Below are 15,329 nucleotides of genomic sequence, written 5' to 3'. Positions count from 1 at the left end.
CCGCCCGCTCGCGTGGCAGGACGCTGTCCGCCCCGGCGTCCGCCTGCACCTACGACTGTCCCCCCGCACCAACGCTGGTGCGGGGGGACAGTCGGTGATCAGGTGACCTGATCAGTGCTGGGCAGTCGGCGCTCGTCGGCGACTACGCCTCGGGCTGCTGCTCCGGGGAGGTGCTGGTGTCGGCGGGGGCCGCCTGCACCTCGCCGATCTGGTACTTCTCGACCGCCTGCCGGACGACGTCGCGCTCGACCTCACCGCGCTGGGCGAGCGAGGCCAGCGTGCGCACGACGATCGACTCGGCGTCGACCCGGAAGTGCCGGCGCAGCGCCGGGCGGGTGTCGGACAGGCCGAACCCGTCGGTGCCCAGCGACGTCATGCCACCCGGGACGAACGGGGCCAGCAGGTCCGGCACCGCCTTCATCCAGTCCGACACCGCGACGACCGGGCCGGGGACGTCGGTGAGCTGCTGGGTGACGTAGGGGATCTTGGGCTCCTCCGCCGGGTTCAGCAGGTTCCACTCCTCGGCCTGGACCGCCTCGCGACGCAGCTCGTTCCAGGAGGTCACCGACCAGACGTCGGCCGAGACGTTCCAGTCCTGCGCCAGCAGCTCCTGCGCCCGCAGCGCCCACGGCACGGCCACGCCGGAGGCGAGCACCTGCGCCTTGGGGCCGTCGACCTGCGGGCCCTCGGCGTAGCGGTACATCCCGGCCAACAGCCCGGTGACGTCCAGGCCCTCCGGCTCGGCCGGCTGGACGTACGGCTCGTTGTAGACCGTCAGGTAGTACATGACGTCGGGGCTGCGGTGCCCGCCCAGCGGGGCACCCGGGTCCTCCCCGTACATGCGCCGCAGGGCGTCCTTGATGATGTGCCCGAGCTCGTAGCCGAACGCCGGGTCGTAGGAGACGACCGCCGGGTTCGTCTCCGCGAGCAGCAGCGAGTGCCCGTCCTCGTGCTGCAGGCCCTCCCCGTTCAGCGTGGTGCGCCCGGCGGTGGCGCCCAGCAGGAACCCGCGGGTCATCTGGTCACCGGCGGCCCAGAACGAGTCGCCGGTGCGCTGGAACCCGAACATCGAGTAGAAGATGTAGATCGGGATCATCGGCTCGCCGTGCGTCGAGTACGACGTCCCGGCGGCGATGAACGACGCCGTGGAACCGGCCTCGTTGATCCCCTCGTGCAGGATCTGCCCGGTCACGGACTCCTTGTAGGCCAGCATCAGCTCGCGGTCGACCGAGGTGTAGTTCTGGCCGTGCGGGTTGTAGATCTTCTTCGTCGGGAACAGCGAGTCCAGCCCGAAGGTGCGGGCCTCGTCGGGGATCACCGGGACGAAGCGGGGGCCGAGCTCCGGGTCCTTGATGAGCTCCTTGAGCAGCCGGACGAACGCCATCGTGGTGGCGACCTCCTGCTTGCCCGAGCCCCGACGGACGACCTCGAAGGCCTTGTCGTCGGGCGCCTTGAGGGGCTTGGCCGCGTAGCTGCGCCGGGGGATCGAGCCACCCAGCTGGCGACGCCGCTCCATCATGTACTGCATCTCGTCGGAGTCGGCTGCCGGCTTGTAGTAGGGCGGCAGCGTCTTGTCCAGCTCCTCGTCCGGGATCGGCAGGTACAGCCGGTCCCGGAAGTTCGCCAGGTCCTCCGCGGTCAGCTTCTTCATCTGGTGCGTGGAGTTGCGGCCCTCGAAGTGGTTGCCGAGCGTCCAGCCCTTGATGGTCTTGGCCAGGATGACCGTCGGCTGGCCCTTGTGGTCCTGCGCCGCCTTGAACGCCGCGTAGACCTTGCGGTAGTCGTGCCCGCCGCGCTGGAGGTCCCAGACCTCCTTGTCGCTCATGCCCTCGACGAGCTTGCGGGTGCGCGGGTCGCGGCCGAAGAAGTGCTCCCGGACGTAGGCGCCGTCCTCGGCCTTGTAGGTCTGGTAGTCGCCGTCCGGCGTCTGGTTCATCAGGTTGACCAGGGCGCCGTCGCGGTCGGCGGCCAGCAGCTTGTCCCAGCCGCGGCCCCACACCACCTTGATGACGTTCCAGCCGGCGCCGCGGAAGAAGGACTCCAGCTCCTGGATGACCTTGCCGTTGCCGCGGACCGGACCGTCGAGCCGCTGCAGGTTGCAGTTGACGACGAAGGTGAGGTTGTCCAGCTCCTCACGGGCGGCCAGGCCGATCGGGCCCAGCGACTCGGGCTCGTCCATCTCCCCGTCGCCGAGGAACGCCCACACGTGCTGGTCGGAGGTGTCGGCGATGCCGCGGTCGCGCAGGTAGCGGTTGAACCGCGCCTGGTAGATCGCGTTCATCGGGCCGAGCCCCATCGAGACGGTGGGGAACTCCCAGAAGTCGGGCATCAGCCGCGGGTGCGGGTAGGACGACAGCCCGCCGCCGGGGTGGCTGACCTCCTGCCGGAAGCCGTCGAGCTGGTGCTCGTCGAGCCGGCCCTCGAGGTAGGCGCGGGCGTAGATGCCGGGGGAGGCGTGCCCCTGGAAGTAGATCTGGTCGCCGCCGCCGGGGTGGTCCTTGCCGCGGAAGAAGTGGTTGAAGCCGACCTCGTACAGCGACGCGGACGACGCGTAGGAGGAGATGTGGCCGCCCACGGCGACGCCCGGGCGCTGCGCCCGGTGGACCATGATCGCGGCGTTCCAGCGGATGTAGGCGCGGATCCGGCGCTCGGCGTCCTCGTCGCCGGGGAACCACGGCTCCTGCTCCGGCCCGATCGTGTTGATGTAGTCGGTGCTGCGCAACGCGGGGACGCCGACCTGCTGCTCCCGGCTGCGCTCCAGCATGCGGAGCATCAGGTAGCGGGCCCGGCCGCGGCCGGCATGGTCGACGACCGCGTCGAGGGACTCCAGCCACTCCTGGGTCTCGTCCGGGTCGGTGTCGGGGAGTTGGCTGGCCCGCCCGTCGGTGATGACCGCACGGGGGCTGCCGATGGTGCGGGCGGGGTCTCCGTCCGACTGCTGCGTTGCGCTCATGCCCCCATCGTCTCCTGCCGGGGCGGCGCGCGTCACGTCTGCCCCGTGTCGCGTCCCGAGGGGCGGGACACGGGGCGCGGCCGTGCAGCCCGGTCGAGGCCTTGCGCCTGCCCCCCGATGCCCTACGCTCCGCTGCAACGGTGGCCCGGACAGCGTGGGCCCGCACCCCGGCGACGTCGGGGGGACGGGGGCACGCCAGGGGCCACCCTCCACCCGGGCGGAGGGGGTCGGGTCGAGCTGTTCAGAGGTCCCGACCAGGCAGCGCGGGCCGGGACAGGGCACGATCCCTCCAGGACCACCGCACCGGCGCACCACGCGACGGGGCGCGCCAGACCACACAGCAGCACACCGCACACGAGACAGCCCGGGAGACCGGGCGGCCGAGCACACGGAGGAACAGCAGGGATGAGCGTCGACTCGGGCAGCACCAGCATGGCTGCCCGGCTGGGGATCAAGCCGGGCATGGTCGTGCAGGAGCTCGGCTGGGACGAGGACGCCGACGAGGACCTGCGCGACTCCGTCGTCGAGCTCTCGGGCGGCGAGATGGTCGACGAGGACTCGGACGAGGTGGCCGACGTCGTCCTGCTGTGGTGGCGCGACGAGGACGGCGACCTGATCGACGCCCTCGTCGACTCGATCGCCTCGCTCGCCGAGGACGGCGTCGTGTGGCTGCTGGTCCCGAAGTCCGGGCGCCCCGGCCACGTCGAGCCCGGTGACGTCACTGAGGCCGCCCCCACCGCCGGGCTCGCACAGACCTCCAGCATCTCCGCGGCCAAGGACTGGTCGGGCATCCGGCTGGTCACCCCGAAGGCAGCCCGCTCCCGCCGATGAGCTCGACCCGGCGCCCGCGCCGGACGTGGGGCACGATCGCGGGATGACCCTCTCCGTCGGCGACGCCGCCCCCGAGTTCAACCTGCCCGACCAGGACAAGCAGGTGGTCTCCCTGGCCGGGCTGCGGGGAGCACCGGTGCTCGTGGTCTTCTACCCGTTCGCCTTCTCCGGCATCTGCACCGGCGAGCTGTGCCAGTTGCGCGACGAGCTGGGCACCTACACCGACGCCGGGGTCCAGGTGGTCGCCATCTCCACCGACCCCACCTTCAGCCTCAAGGCGTTCCGGGCCGAGCAGCAGCTGCCGTTCCCGCTGCTCTCGGACTTCTGGCCCCACGGCGCGGCCGCCCAGGCCTACGGGGTGTTCAACGAGCGGGCCGGGATGGCGCTGCGCGGCACGTTCCTGGTGGACGGCGAGGGCACGCTCGTCTTCGCCGAGGTCAACCAGCCCGGTGACGCGCGGGCGCAGTCGGGCTGGAAGGACGCAGTCGGGCAGCTCGTCGCGGCCTGAGCCGCCGTCCCACCGCAGTCCGTCGGGCGGCCAGGGCCCGGGCAGCCTCCCGCTACCCTGGCCGCACGGGCGCGTAGCTCAGCGGGAGAGCTCTCGCCTTACAAGCGAGCGGTCGCAGGTTCGATCCCTGCCGCGCCCACCCCTCCCCGCGCCGCCGCCCGGGGGCGGCTGCGGTGCCGCCTCACCCGGACGGGTGCCCGTGGCTCGTCCGCCGTCGGCCGTGGACCGATGCCCATCTGGTGCAACGGAGATCCCGGCCTTCGGGCAGACAGCGACGCCGCGGCGTCCCCTTGTGGGCGTACCTCGTGGCCATCGTGCTGCTGCCACTGATGGGGGTGGTCGCGCTGACGGCGGCGATCGTGCGATCGGCTGTGTCCGAGGCGGCCACCGCCGAGCGCGCCGAGGCAGCGGTGCAGGCGGTGGCGCAGCTGGACGCGGCCCGCAGCGGGGTGGAGCACGAGATCGTCCCGGTGCTGTCCGCGACGGTCCTGCTCGACCCGGCCCTGAGCGCCATGACCGGGCTCTCCCCGGAGATGGTGCAGGCCCAGCTGGCGCAGGCCGAGCAGGCCATCGCCCAGGCGCAGCAGGTCACCGACCGGGCGCTGGCCTCGGTGCCCGCCGCCTCCGTGGGCGCCTGGGCCGCCGTACGGGCCACCGCCCGGCTCGTCGACGTCCGGGCCGGCGCGCACTACCGGACGAGCTCGCTGCAGGACACCTACCGGGACTACCTGGACGTCTCCGCTCAGCTCATGGCGGCTCAGCAGGAGGCGGCTACGGAGGCCAGTGCCCAGGAGGTGACGATCGGGACCTATCGGGCCACCCGCGACGTCGAGCTGGTCGCCGAGCTGACCCAGGCCTCCAGTCGCGTGGTCCCGCTGTTCCTCGGCTCCCAGTTCCGTCTCTCCGGCACCCGCGGCAGCGACCTGGACTGGCGCGCCGCCTGGACCGCCTATACCGACGCCCAGCGCCAGCTGGACGACCTGTCCCAGCCGGCTCTGGCCGCCGCCTGGGACGGTGTCCGCGCGTCCGAAGCGGTGACCGCGGTGGACGACGTGCTCGCCGCACAGGCCGATCAGGACACCGCTGCCTCCCTCCCCATCGAGGAGGTCGCGGCCCTGGTCAACGGGAGCACCACGCGTGATGCCACCTTCACCGAGCTGCTGGACATCGCGGTCGCCGGCGCCCAGGCGAGCTCAGCCGCCGACCGGGACGCGGCGGACGGCCGCCGGACGACCACGCTGCTGGCCGGCCTCGGTCTGTTGCTGACCGCGGCGGTCGGTGGCGTCGTCCTGGGCCGCAGCGTGTCCCGCTCGCTCGGCGTGCTGGCCGGGCAGGCCGACCAGGTCAGTCGCGGCGAGCTCGTGGAGGTCGAGGGCGGGGGCCCGCGCGAGGTGCGCACCGTCTCCACCGCGTTGGGCGCCGCGGTCGCCAGTCTCCGCCGCATCCAGGACCAGGCCCAGGCCGTGGCCCGCGGAGACCTCGCCGACAGCGTGCTGGCCGAGCCGCTGCCCGGTCCGCTCGGTGCGGTCGTGCACGCCTCGGTGCGGCAGATCGTCAGCTCGGTGCGCCAGCGCGAGGAGCTGCAGTCCGCGCTCGCCCACCAGGCCGCGCACGACCCGCTGACCGAGCTGCCCAACCGGGCGCAGGCGCTGCTGCTGACCGCGGCGGCCCTGTCCCGCGGCCGACGCGCGGGGACCATGACCGGCCTGCTGTTCGTCGACCTGGACGGCTTCAAGTCGGTCAACGACACCCATGGCCACGCTGCCGGGGACGACGTGCTGCGCGAGGTCGCCGGCCGGCTGTCGGCGGCGGTCCGGGCGGGGGACGTCGTGTGCCGGCTCGGCGGCGACGAGTTCGTCGTGCTGGTCGAGGCGGTGGAGGACGAGCGCGCGCTGGTCGAGCTCGCCGAGCGGCTGATCGCGGCGACCAGCGAGCCGATCCGGCTGGCCCGCCACACGGTGCGGGTCGGTGCCAGTGTGGGCGTGGCGGTCAGCCGGGACGCCGACATCGACGCCGACGTCCTCTTCGTCGAGGCGGACACCGCCGCCTACCGGGCCAAGCGGCACGGGCGGGGCCGGGCCGAGGTCTTCGACGAGGTGCTGCGGGGTCAGCTCGCCGAGCGGGCCGAGCTGGAGGCGGCGATCCGGGTCGGCCTGGCCGGCGGGGAGATGCAGCTGTACTACCAGCCCGTGGTCGACGTGACGTCGGACCGGGTGACCGGTTACGAGGCCCTGGTGCGCTGGCAGCGGCCCGGGCACGGCCTCGTCCCGCCGGACGAGTTCATCCCGGCGGCCGAGGAGTCCCAGCTGATCTGCGAGCTGGACCGCTGGGTGCTGCACGAGGCCACCCGGCAGCTCGCCGAGTGGCGCCGTGACGCCGGCCTGGCCGATGAGGTGCCGGAGCCGACCATCGCGGTCAACGTCTCCGGGCGGCACCTCGCCGACCGCCGCGTCGTGCAGGACGTCACCGACGCGCTGGCCGCCTCAGGGCTCCCGGCCCACCTGCTCGTGCTCGAGGTGACCGAGACGGTGCTGGTGGCCGATCCCTCGGCGATGGAGAACCTGGTCACCCTGCGGGCGCTGGGCGCCGCCGTCGCCATCGACGACTTCGGCACCGGCTACACCTCCATCGGTCAGCTGGGACACATGCCAGTGGACACGCTGAAGATCGACCGCAGCTTCATCGGCTCCAACGAGCCCGGGCACGGCGAGCTGGTGTCGCTGATGATCCGGGCGGCACACACCTTCGGGCTGACCGTGGTCGCCGAGGGCGTCGAGGAGCCCGCCCAGCTGGCGAGGCTGCGGACCGAGGCATGCGACCAGGCGCAGGGCTACCTGCTCCACCGGCCGCTGCCCGCCGCCGAGGCGGGCGCCCTGCTCCGGTCGGGGGCCTGCGCCTTCCGGTGAGGGGTGCGCGACATCAGTCGTCGGTGCCGCGGACACCGGACCGCCGGCCCGGGGTGGTCGCCCGGATCAGCCGCCGGGCGGCGTCGATCTCCCGGGCGACCGGGGCCAGCACGCCCTCGGCGTGGATCTCGGCGTCGTCGGGGGCGCGGTGCTCGCGCAGGTCCTGCTCCAGCTGCCGGATCGCCTTGCACAGCACCCCGACCTGCGCGGAGTCGGGGGCCGGCTCGCCTGCCCGCATCGCGATGACCGCCTCGGTGACCGCGTCCGACGTCCGCTCCAGCTGCACGATCACCGGCCACCAGGCCGCCGCCCGGGTGCTGATCGGCGGCGGCTCGGCCAGCCGGCGCTGCAGCTGCGTCTGCAGCTCGGTCAGCGCCCGGTAGCTGCCCCGCCGGGCCCGCCGGGTGGCCTCGGGCCCCTGGGTGAACGCGGCGTCGACGAAGCGGTCCAGCGCCAGGGCCGCGCTGCGCAGGGCGTCGTCCAGCGGGGCCCGCCAGGTCTGCGGCCACAGCAGGTAGCCGAACACCAGCACGATCCCGCAGCCGATCAGGGTGTCGACCAGCCGGGCGCCGACCAGCTCGGCGCCACTGGGCGTGGCCAGGTCGAGCAGCAGGATGATCAGCGGGGTCTGGAAGACCGAGAACAGCCCGAAGTTGCCGCTGCGTGCCCACGGCAGCGCACCGGCGGCCAGCGCCAGGGGGAGCAGCACCCAGGCGTCCCGGTGCAGGAAGGTCAGCAGCAGCGAGCCGATCAGGACGCCGAGCAGGGTGCCGGCGCCGCGCTGCACGGCCCGGGTGAACACCGAGCCGTAGTCGGGCTTGAGCACGATCGCCACGGTCAGCAGCACCCAGTAGGGCCGCTCGATCGGCAGCAGCTGGCGGGCGATCTCGGCGACCGTCATGCACAGCGTGAGCCGGACGACGAAGGCCCGGGAGTCGGCGTTGCCCACGGTCCGGTCGAACAGGTCGTGCAGCCGCACCCGCCACTCCGGCACGGGCCGCACGACCGCCGCCGAGGCCCGCTCCTCCGGGTCGCCGACGACGTTCCACACCAGCCGCAGACCGTGCCGGACCGCCCGGCGTGGTGCCGGTGCGTCCTCCACCGGTGGCGGCCGTTCGCCGAGCACCGGACGACGGCTGGTGACGGCGGTGGCCAGGGCGTGCGCCGCGCCGATGTCCCGGGAGTCGGCCGGCACCCCGCCCCGGGCGCTGGCCACGGCGCCCTCCACCAGCGGCGCCGCCGCGTTGAGCACCCCGGCCAGCTCGGCGAGCTCCCGGCTGCGGCCGGCCGAGCGGCTGCGCGCGTGGATGACCCGGTCGTAGCCGGCGTTCAGCGCCAGGGTGAGCTCGCGGCGGGCCTCCTCGGTGCGGTCGGTGCCGATCGCCTCGAGCAGCTCGGCGACCCGGGTGAACACCACCCCCACGGCGGACCGGTCGGGGTCCAGCTGCTCGGTGCGCGCCTGCACCAGGACGGCGAGGGCCCCCCACGCCGCCCCGGCCAGGAAGAACCCGAGCTCGACGCCGGCGGACAGCGGGGTCTCCAGCCCGGAGGAGATCGCGGTGTAGATGAGCAGCTGCAGGGCGCCCAGGGAGAAGGCGCCGCTGATCGAGCTCAGCAGGGCGGCGATCGCCGAGACGACGACCATCAGCAGCACCGGCTGCCAGCCGCCGCCGGTGAGGCCGTGCCCGACCAGCAGGCCGACCCCGCCCAGCAGCGAGGCCGCGGCGACCCGGCGCAGTCGCACGCGCAAGGGGCCCGACTGCGGCGCCAGCGTCGCGGCCAGCGAGCCCATGGTGGCGAACACCCCGGCACCCAGCGCCGGGCCCTCGACGCCGCCGACCGCCAGGGCGACGGCCAGCGGAGCCGGGATGACCAGGGCGAAACGGGTGACGTCGCGCCACGGCACGCTCGCCGGGCTGGTGCGCACCAGCTCCTCGAGCCAGGCCGGCGCCCGCAACCCCCGCTCCGCCACGGGGGCAGCCTCCCACCCGGGCGCGGCACGCCGGGCCAGGACGTCGCACACTGGACGCCGTGCCGTGCCCGGGAGCCCACCGCTGTACCGGCCCGGCCCGGCAGTGACGGCCACCGTCGAGGAGACCGCCGCGCCGTCCGCCGACCGGACCGACCCGGTGCCCGCGGGCGGCTGGTTCCGCCGGCTGGTCGGCTACTGCCTGCGCCACCGGGCCGACCTGATCGGCGCGTTCGGCGCGGCCCTGTTCGGCTCGGTGATCGCCGCCGGGGTGCCGCTGCTGACCCGCGAGGTGGTCGACCGGGTCGTGGCCGGCGCGGAGTCCGGGCGCCCCGTCGACGTCACGCCGTTCCTCGTCGCGCTCGTGCTGGCCGGGGTGCTCCGGTTCGCGGCCGGCTTCGTCCGCCGCTACCTGGCCGGGCGGCTGTCGCTGGACGTGCAGCTGGACCTGCGCGACGACGTCGCCGTGGCGCTGTCCCGGCTGGACGGCCCGGCTCAGGACCGGCTGCAGACCGGCCAGACGGTCAGCCGCTCGATCAGCGACATCACCCTCGTGCAGGGGCTGCTGGCGTTCCTGCCCAACCTCACCGGCAGCGCGCTGCTGTTCGTCGTCTCCCTCGGCGTCATGGCCTGGCTCTCCCCGCTGCTCACGCTGGTCGCGCTCGCGGTCGGCCCGGCGCTGTGGTGGCTGGCGCTGCGCTCCCGCCGGGACCTCTTCCCGGCCAACTGGGCCGCCCAGCAGCAGGCCGGGGTGGTGGCCGGGGACGTCGAGGCCGCGGTCACCGGGGTGCGGGTGGTGAAGGGGTTCGGGCAGGAGGACCGCGAGCTCGACCGGCTCGACGGGGGCGCCCGCCGGCTGTTCGGCGCCCGGATGCGGGTGGTCCGGTTCACCGCCCGCTACAACCCGCTGCTGCAGGCGGTCCCGGCGCTGGGCCAGGTGGGGGTGCTGGCGTTCGGTGGGTGGCTGGCGCTGCGCGGCTCCATCACGCTGGGGACCTTCCTGGCGTTCGCCACCTACCTGGCCGTGCTCGTCTCCCCGGTGCGCCAGCTCGCCGCCGTCCTCACCCTCGGGCAGCAGGCCCGGGCCGGCGTGGAGCGGGTGCTGGAGATCATCGACGCCCGGCCGACGCTGGTGTCCGGCACCGCCCCGCTGCCCGCCGGCCCGCTGCCGGTCGAGCTCGCCGGGGTGACCTTCGGGTACGAACCGGGCCGCCCGGTGCTCTCCGGGGTGTCGCTGCGGGTCGAGCCGGGGGAGACGCTGGCCCTGATCGGCACGTCGGGGTCGGGCAAGTCCAGCGTGGTGAGCCTGCTGCCGCGCTTCTACGACGTCTCCGTCGGGGCGGTGCGGATCGGCGGACGGGACGTCCGCGACCTGGACCTCGGCGCGCTGCGCGGCGCGCTCGGCGTCGTCTTCGAGGACAGCTTCCTGTTCTCCGACTCGGTGCGCGCCAACATCGCCTTCGGCCGCCCGGACGCCAGCGACGCCGAGGTCCGCGCCGCCGCCCGCGCCGCCCAGGCCGACGGCTTCATCAGCGAGCTGCCCGACGGCTACGACACCGTCGTCGGCGAGCAGGGGCTGACCCTCTCCGGCGGGCAGCGGCAGCGGGTCGCCCTGGCCCGCGCCCTGCTCACCGACCCGCGGGTGCTGGTGCTCGACGACGCCACGTCCGCGGTCGACGCCGCGGTCGAGGCCCGGATCCACGCCGCGCTGCGCACCGCCGTCCAGGGCCGGACGACGCTGCTGGTCGCGCACCGCCGCTCCACCCTGGCGCTGGCCGACCGGGTCGCCGTGCTGGACGCCGGGCGGGTGGTCGACGTCGGCACCGCGGCGGAGCTGGAGGCGCGCTCCCCGCTGTACCGGCTGCTGCTGTCCGGCACCGGCGGCGAGCCGGCCGCGGACGACGCCCCGCCGGTGGGTGCGGTGAGCCGAGCCGCCTGGCCGGAGCCCGAGCCGGTCGCCGACGACGACGGCCCGGCGAAGCCCGCGGCCCCCTCCATCGGCGGGCGGGGCTCGGCGATGGCGGCGGCGGCGCCCACGCCGATGCTGCGGCAGCTGGTCGCCCGGCTGCCCCCGACCGTCGACGACCCCGAGGTGCCGGCCGACCGCGCCCGCGCCGGCGACCAGGAGTTCTCGCTGTGGCGGCTGATCCGGCCGTTCCGGTGGCCACTGATGGGCGCGCTGGTCCTGGTGGCGCTGGACACCGCGGCGCAGCTGGCGATCCCGGCGCTGGTGCGCAAGGGCGTCGACGACGGGATCACCGCCGGGTCGACGTCCCTGCTGTTCGGGGTCGCCGGCATCGCGCTGGTCGTCGTCGCCCTCGGTCTGCTGGTCGGGCGGGGCGCGGCGTGGCTCACCGGGCGCACCGGGGAGCGGCTGCTCTACACGCTGCGGGTGAAGACCTTCGCCCAGCTCCAGCGGCTCGGGCTGGACTACTACGAGCGCGAGCTCGGCGGCCGGATCATGACCCGGATGACCACCGACGTCGACGCGCTGTCGGCGTTCCTGCAGACCGGGCTGACCACGGCGGTGATCAGCGTGCTGACCCTGGTCGGGGTGCTGGTCGTGGTCTTCCTCTACGACGTGGTGCTGGCACTGGTGCTCGTCGCGTCGCTGCCGGTGCTGGCGGTCACCACCGTGTGGTTCCGGTCCCGGTCGGTGCCGGCCTACACCGAGGCCCGGGAACGGGTCAGCGCGGTCAACGCCCGGTTGCAAGAGGACGTCGCCGGCATCCGGGTGACCCAGGCCTTCGACCGGGCCGAGCACTCGACCGCCACCTTCCGCGGGTACGCACAGGCCTACCGCGACGTGCGGCTGCAGGCCCAGCGGTACATCGCCACCTACTTCCCGTTCGTCGAGTTCCTCTCCGAGGTGGCCGCCGCCGCGGTGCTGGCGGTGGGCGCCGCACGGCTGGCTGCCGGCGACATCACCGCCGGCGTCCTGCTGGCCTTCGTGCTGTACGTGAACACGTTCTTCTCCCCGGTGCAGCAGCTGTCCCAGGTGTTCGACAGCTACCAGCAGGCCGCGGTGGGGCTGCGCCGGCTGCGCGGCCTGCTGCGGACGCCGACCTCCACCCCGGCCGCGGCCGACCCGGCGCCGGTGGGCCGGCTGCGGGGGGAGGTGCGGCTGGTCGACGTCACGTTCAGCTACCGCGGCGCCCCGGCCCCGGCGCTTCGGGACGTCTCACTCACCGTCGCGCCGGGGGAGACCCTGGCGCTGGTGGGCGAGACCGGGGCCGGCAAGTCGACGGTGGTGAAGCTGGTCGCCCGCTTCTACGACCCGACGTCCGGGGCGGTCTGCGTCGACGGCGCCGACCTGCGTTCGCTGGACCTGCTGCAGTACCGGGCCCGGCTCGGTGTCGTCCCGCAGGAGGCGTACCTGTTCGCCGGCACGGTGCGCGACGCGATCGCCTACGGCCGGCCGGACGCCTCGGACGCGGAGGTGGAGGCCGCGGCCCGTGCGGTGGGCGCGCACGAGATGGTCGCCGGGCTGCCGCAGGGCTACCGGACACGGGTGGGGGAGCGCGGACGTTCGCTGTCGGCCGGGCAGCGGCAGCTGCTGGCGCTGGCCCGCGCCCAGCTGGTCGACCCCGACGTCCTGCTGCTGGACGAGGCGACGGCGTCGCTGGACCTGGCCACCGAGGCGGCGGTCACCCGGGCGGCCGACGTCGTCGCCCGGCGGCGGACCACGCTGGTCGTGGCGCACCGGCTCACCACCGCGGCCCGCGCCGACCGGGTGGCGGTGCTCGACGGCGGGCGGGTCGTCGAGGTCGGCCCGCACGCCGAGCTGCTGGCCGCCGGCGGTGCCTACGCCGCACTGTGGGCGGCCTACACCGCTGACGAGGACGCCGACCCGCTGATGGACTGAGCCCAGTCCTCAGTCCAGTCGCCACGACATGAGCGCTACGCCCATGGGGGAGAAGTAGAACGCCAGCGCAGCGAGGCAGGTCAGCGCCACCAGCGCCAGGCCGGCCGTCACCACCGGGGCGCTCCGCCGACGGCGCGGGGCCAGGCCGGTCAGTGCGGCGATGAGCACGGCCAGCAGGCCGAGCGGCGTCAGGCTGATGGCGAGCAGGCCGGCGAGCTGCGTGGGGCCGGCGAGGGGACCCTGCGGCCAGAGGTCCATGGGGTCGTACGCGCCACTGGACACCTCGGCCAGCGGCAGGGCGTCGAGGTCGTTGACGTAGTAGGGCACCAGCAAGCCGGCCAGGTAGGGCGCCACCGCGAGCACGGTCAGCCCGGCGAGCAGGGCGACCCGGCGGCCGCCCACCGGGCGGGGCGGGGCGCTGACCGTCTCCGGCACCACGGTGCTCATGCCGCCGAGGCTGGCAGATGCGGCCCACCCCTGGCCAGGGACGGCCGGCATCCGTCGAGTGAGCAGTTGGTGCTGCCCACCCCGGCGCGCCCGCGCGTGCCGTCGACCGGTTCTGCGCACTCGGGTCCGACGAGCAGGGCCGCCGCGGTCGACACGTCGACCGGTCGACGTGTCAGGGTGCCGACATGTCGACAGGTGGACCGCCGGTGCGGGTGGCCGACGACGTGGACCTGCAGCAGCTCCCGGCCGTCGAGGCCGCCGCTGACGAGCTGTTCGTCCCGCTGGGCATCACCGACCTCCCGCTGCCGGCGACCGCCGAGGAGCGCGCCCGGGCCTGGCGGGTGCTGGTCGCCGGCCGCCCGGTCACCGGGTTCGCCGTCCTGGAGCTGGTGGACGGCGCCGTCCACCTCGAGCAGCTGTCGGTGCACCCGGCGCACGGCCGGCGGGGGATCGGCACCGCCCTGCTGGCGGCCACCCTGGAGACGGCCCGGCAGCACGGCGCCGACCGGGTCACGCTGCTCACCTACGCCGACGTCCCGTGGAACGCCCCGTTCTACGCCCGGCACGGCTGGGTGGCGACCACCGAGCTGACCCCCGGGCTGCAGGCGCTGCGCCGCCGGGAGACCGAGCTGGGGCTGGACCGGCACGGGCCGCGGGTGGTGATGGTGCAGCCAGCCACCTGAGGTTGCCGTCGACGGTGCCCGGGCACAGCGGTTCCATGACCTCGAGCGCCGGCGACCTGCAGACCGACCGCACCCACGGCGAGCTGGAGGTGGTGCACGCCTTCACCGAGGGGCCGATGCCCACCGGCGTCTCGGTGTCGCACACCGGCCGGGTGTTCGTGAACTTCCCGAAGTGGGGCGACGACGTGCGCGCCACTGTCGCCGAGATCCGGGACGGCGAGGTCGTCGCCTTCCCCGACGAGGCGTGGAACTCGCCCTCCGGCGACGACGACCGAGGTGCCTTCGTCAGCGTGCAGAGCATCGTCGTCGACCCGGCCGACCGGCTCTGGGTGCTCGACACCGGCTCCCCGCTCTTCCAGCCCACCCAGATCGGTGGCCCGAAGCTGGTCTGCATCGACCTGGGCACCGACACCGTCGTGCAGACGATCGTCCTCCCGCGGGAGACAGCACTGGAGACGACGTACCTCAACGACGTCCGGTTCGACCTGCGCCGGGGCGAGGCGGGGGTCGCCTACATCACCGACTCCGCCGACTCCGGCCCGAACGGCATCATCGTGGTCGACCTGGCCACCGGTGAGTCCTGGCGCCGGCTGCACGACCACCCCTCGACCAAGGCCGTCACGCCCCCCGAGCTGCTGCTCATGGTGGAGGGCCGGCCGTTCCTGGAGCAGCCCGAGCCCGACGCCGAGCCACAGCCGGTGGCGATGGGCTCGGACGGGATCGCGATCTCCGCCGACGGTGCGCGCCTCTGGTACTGCCCGCTGGCCGCCCGGCACTGGTACAGCGTGGCCACCGACGCGCTGGTCGACCGCGGCCTGGACGACGACGCGGTCGCGGCCACCGTCGTCGACGAGGGCGACAAGGGCAGCGCCGGGGACGGCCTGGAGACCGACGACGCCGGCAACCTCTACGCGACCGCGGGGGAGCAGAACGCGATCGTGCGCCGCCGCCCGGACGGCGCGATCGAGACCGTCGTGCACGACCCCCGGCTGCTGTGGCCGGACACCATGTCGGTGGCCGCCGACGGCCACCTCTACGTCACCGCCAACCAGCTGCACCGGCAGGCCCGGTACGCCGGCGGCGTCGACCAGCGCCGGTACCCCTACCTGCTGCTGCGCACCCCGATCGGGGCCGGGCCGGTCCGCCTCCGGTGACGGCGGTGGCCGG

General features: G+C 74.4%; 9 protein-coding genes and 1 tRNA gene. 7 read left to right on the top strand and 3 right to left on the bottom strand.

Features of this window, described 5'->3' with window-relative positions; translation table 11 throughout:
• Positions 1 to 142: 142 nt before the first annotated feature.
• Positions 143 to 2,953, bottom strand: a complete 2,811-nt coding sequence (gene aceE, locus O2W15_RS16855; protein WP_269180205.1) for a pyruvate dehydrogenase (acetyl-transferring), homodimeric type — start codon at positions 2,951 to 2,953, stop codon at positions 143 to 145.
• Between the two features lie 405 nt (positions 2,954 to 3,358).
• Between aceE and O2W15_RS16850 the strand changes: the two genes are divergently transcribed.
• The 4 genes from O2W15_RS16850 to O2W15_RS16835 all read left to right on the top strand — a co-directional run bounded on the left by O2W15_RS16850 (position 3,359) and on the right by O2W15_RS16835 (position 7,198).
• Entirely contained in the window at positions 3,359 to 3,784 is a 426-nt protein-coding gene (locus O2W15_RS16850) for a DUF3052 domain-containing protein (RefSeq protein WP_164699990.1), read from the top strand.
• A gap of 43 nt (positions 3,785 to 3,827) precedes the next feature.
• Positions 3,828 to 4,292: a peroxiredoxin gene (locus O2W15_RS16845; RefSeq protein WP_269180204.1), complete on the top strand. Its 465-nt coding sequence runs from the start codon at positions 3,828 to 3,830 to the stop codon at positions 4,290 to 4,292.
• 67 nt (positions 4,293 to 4,359) lie between these two features.
• A tRNA-Val gene (locus O2W15_RS16840) sits at positions 4,360 to 4,431 on the top strand.
• A gap of 166 nt (positions 4,432 to 4,597) precedes the next feature.
• Positions 4,598 to 7,198, top strand: coding sequence for a putative bifunctional diguanylate cyclase/phosphodiesterase (locus O2W15_RS16835; protein ID WP_269180203.1), 2,601 nt, complete (start codon positions 4,598 to 4,600; stop codon positions 7,196 to 7,198).
• A gap of 13 nt (positions 7,199 to 7,211) precedes the next feature.
• Here the strand turns inward: O2W15_RS16835 and O2W15_RS16830 are convergent, their stop codons facing one another.
• Complete coding sequence (locus O2W15_RS16830; RefSeq protein WP_269162055.1) at positions 7,212 to 9,170, bottom strand: FUSC family protein; 1,959 nt, start codon at positions 9,168 to 9,170, stop codon at positions 7,212 to 7,214.
• Positions 9,171 to 9,234: 64 nt separating this feature from the next.
• Here O2W15_RS16830 and O2W15_RS16825 point away from each other — a divergent pair, with 64 nt between their 5' ends.
• The gene (locus O2W15_RS16825) at positions 9,235 to 13,032 is read left to right on the top strand and encodes an ABC transporter ATP-binding protein (RefSeq protein ID WP_269180202.1); all 3,798 of its coding nucleotides are present in this window, start codon (positions 9,235 to 9,237) and stop codon (positions 13,030 to 13,032) included.
• A gap of 9 nt (positions 13,033 to 13,041) precedes the next feature.
• Here O2W15_RS16825 and O2W15_RS16820 read toward each other — a convergent pair whose 3' ends face one another.
• Positions 13,042 to 13,479: a hypothetical protein gene (locus O2W15_RS16820; protein ID WP_269162057.1), complete on the bottom strand. Its 438-nt coding sequence runs from the start codon at positions 13,477 to 13,479 to the stop codon at positions 13,042 to 13,044.
• Positions 13,480 to 13,664: 185 nt separating this feature from the next.
• Here O2W15_RS16820 and O2W15_RS16815 point away from each other — a divergent pair, with 185 nt between their 5' ends.
• Together O2W15_RS16815 and O2W15_RS16810 are read left to right on the top strand one after the other, a co-directional pair.
• Positions 13,665 to 14,162, top strand: coding sequence for a GNAT family N-acetyltransferase (locus O2W15_RS16815; RefSeq protein ID WP_269180201.1), 498 nt, complete (start codon positions 13,665 to 13,667; stop codon positions 14,160 to 14,162).
• Positions 14,163 to 14,197: 35 nt separating this feature from the next.
• Positions 14,198 to 15,316, top strand: a complete 1,119-nt coding sequence (locus O2W15_RS16810) for an L-dopachrome tautomerase-related protein (protein ID WP_269180200.1) — start codon at positions 14,198 to 14,200, stop codon at positions 15,314 to 15,316.
• Positions 15,317 to 15,329: the final 13 nt, after the last annotated feature.

Source organism: Modestobacter sp. VKM Ac-2979 (genome assembly GCF_026967995.1).
GTDB lineage: Bacteria > Actinomycetota > Actinomycetes > Mycobacteriales > Geodermatophilaceae > Modestobacter.
Note: the sequence above shows the minus strand (reverse complement) of the source record. Positions and strands in the feature narration are given on the sequence as shown.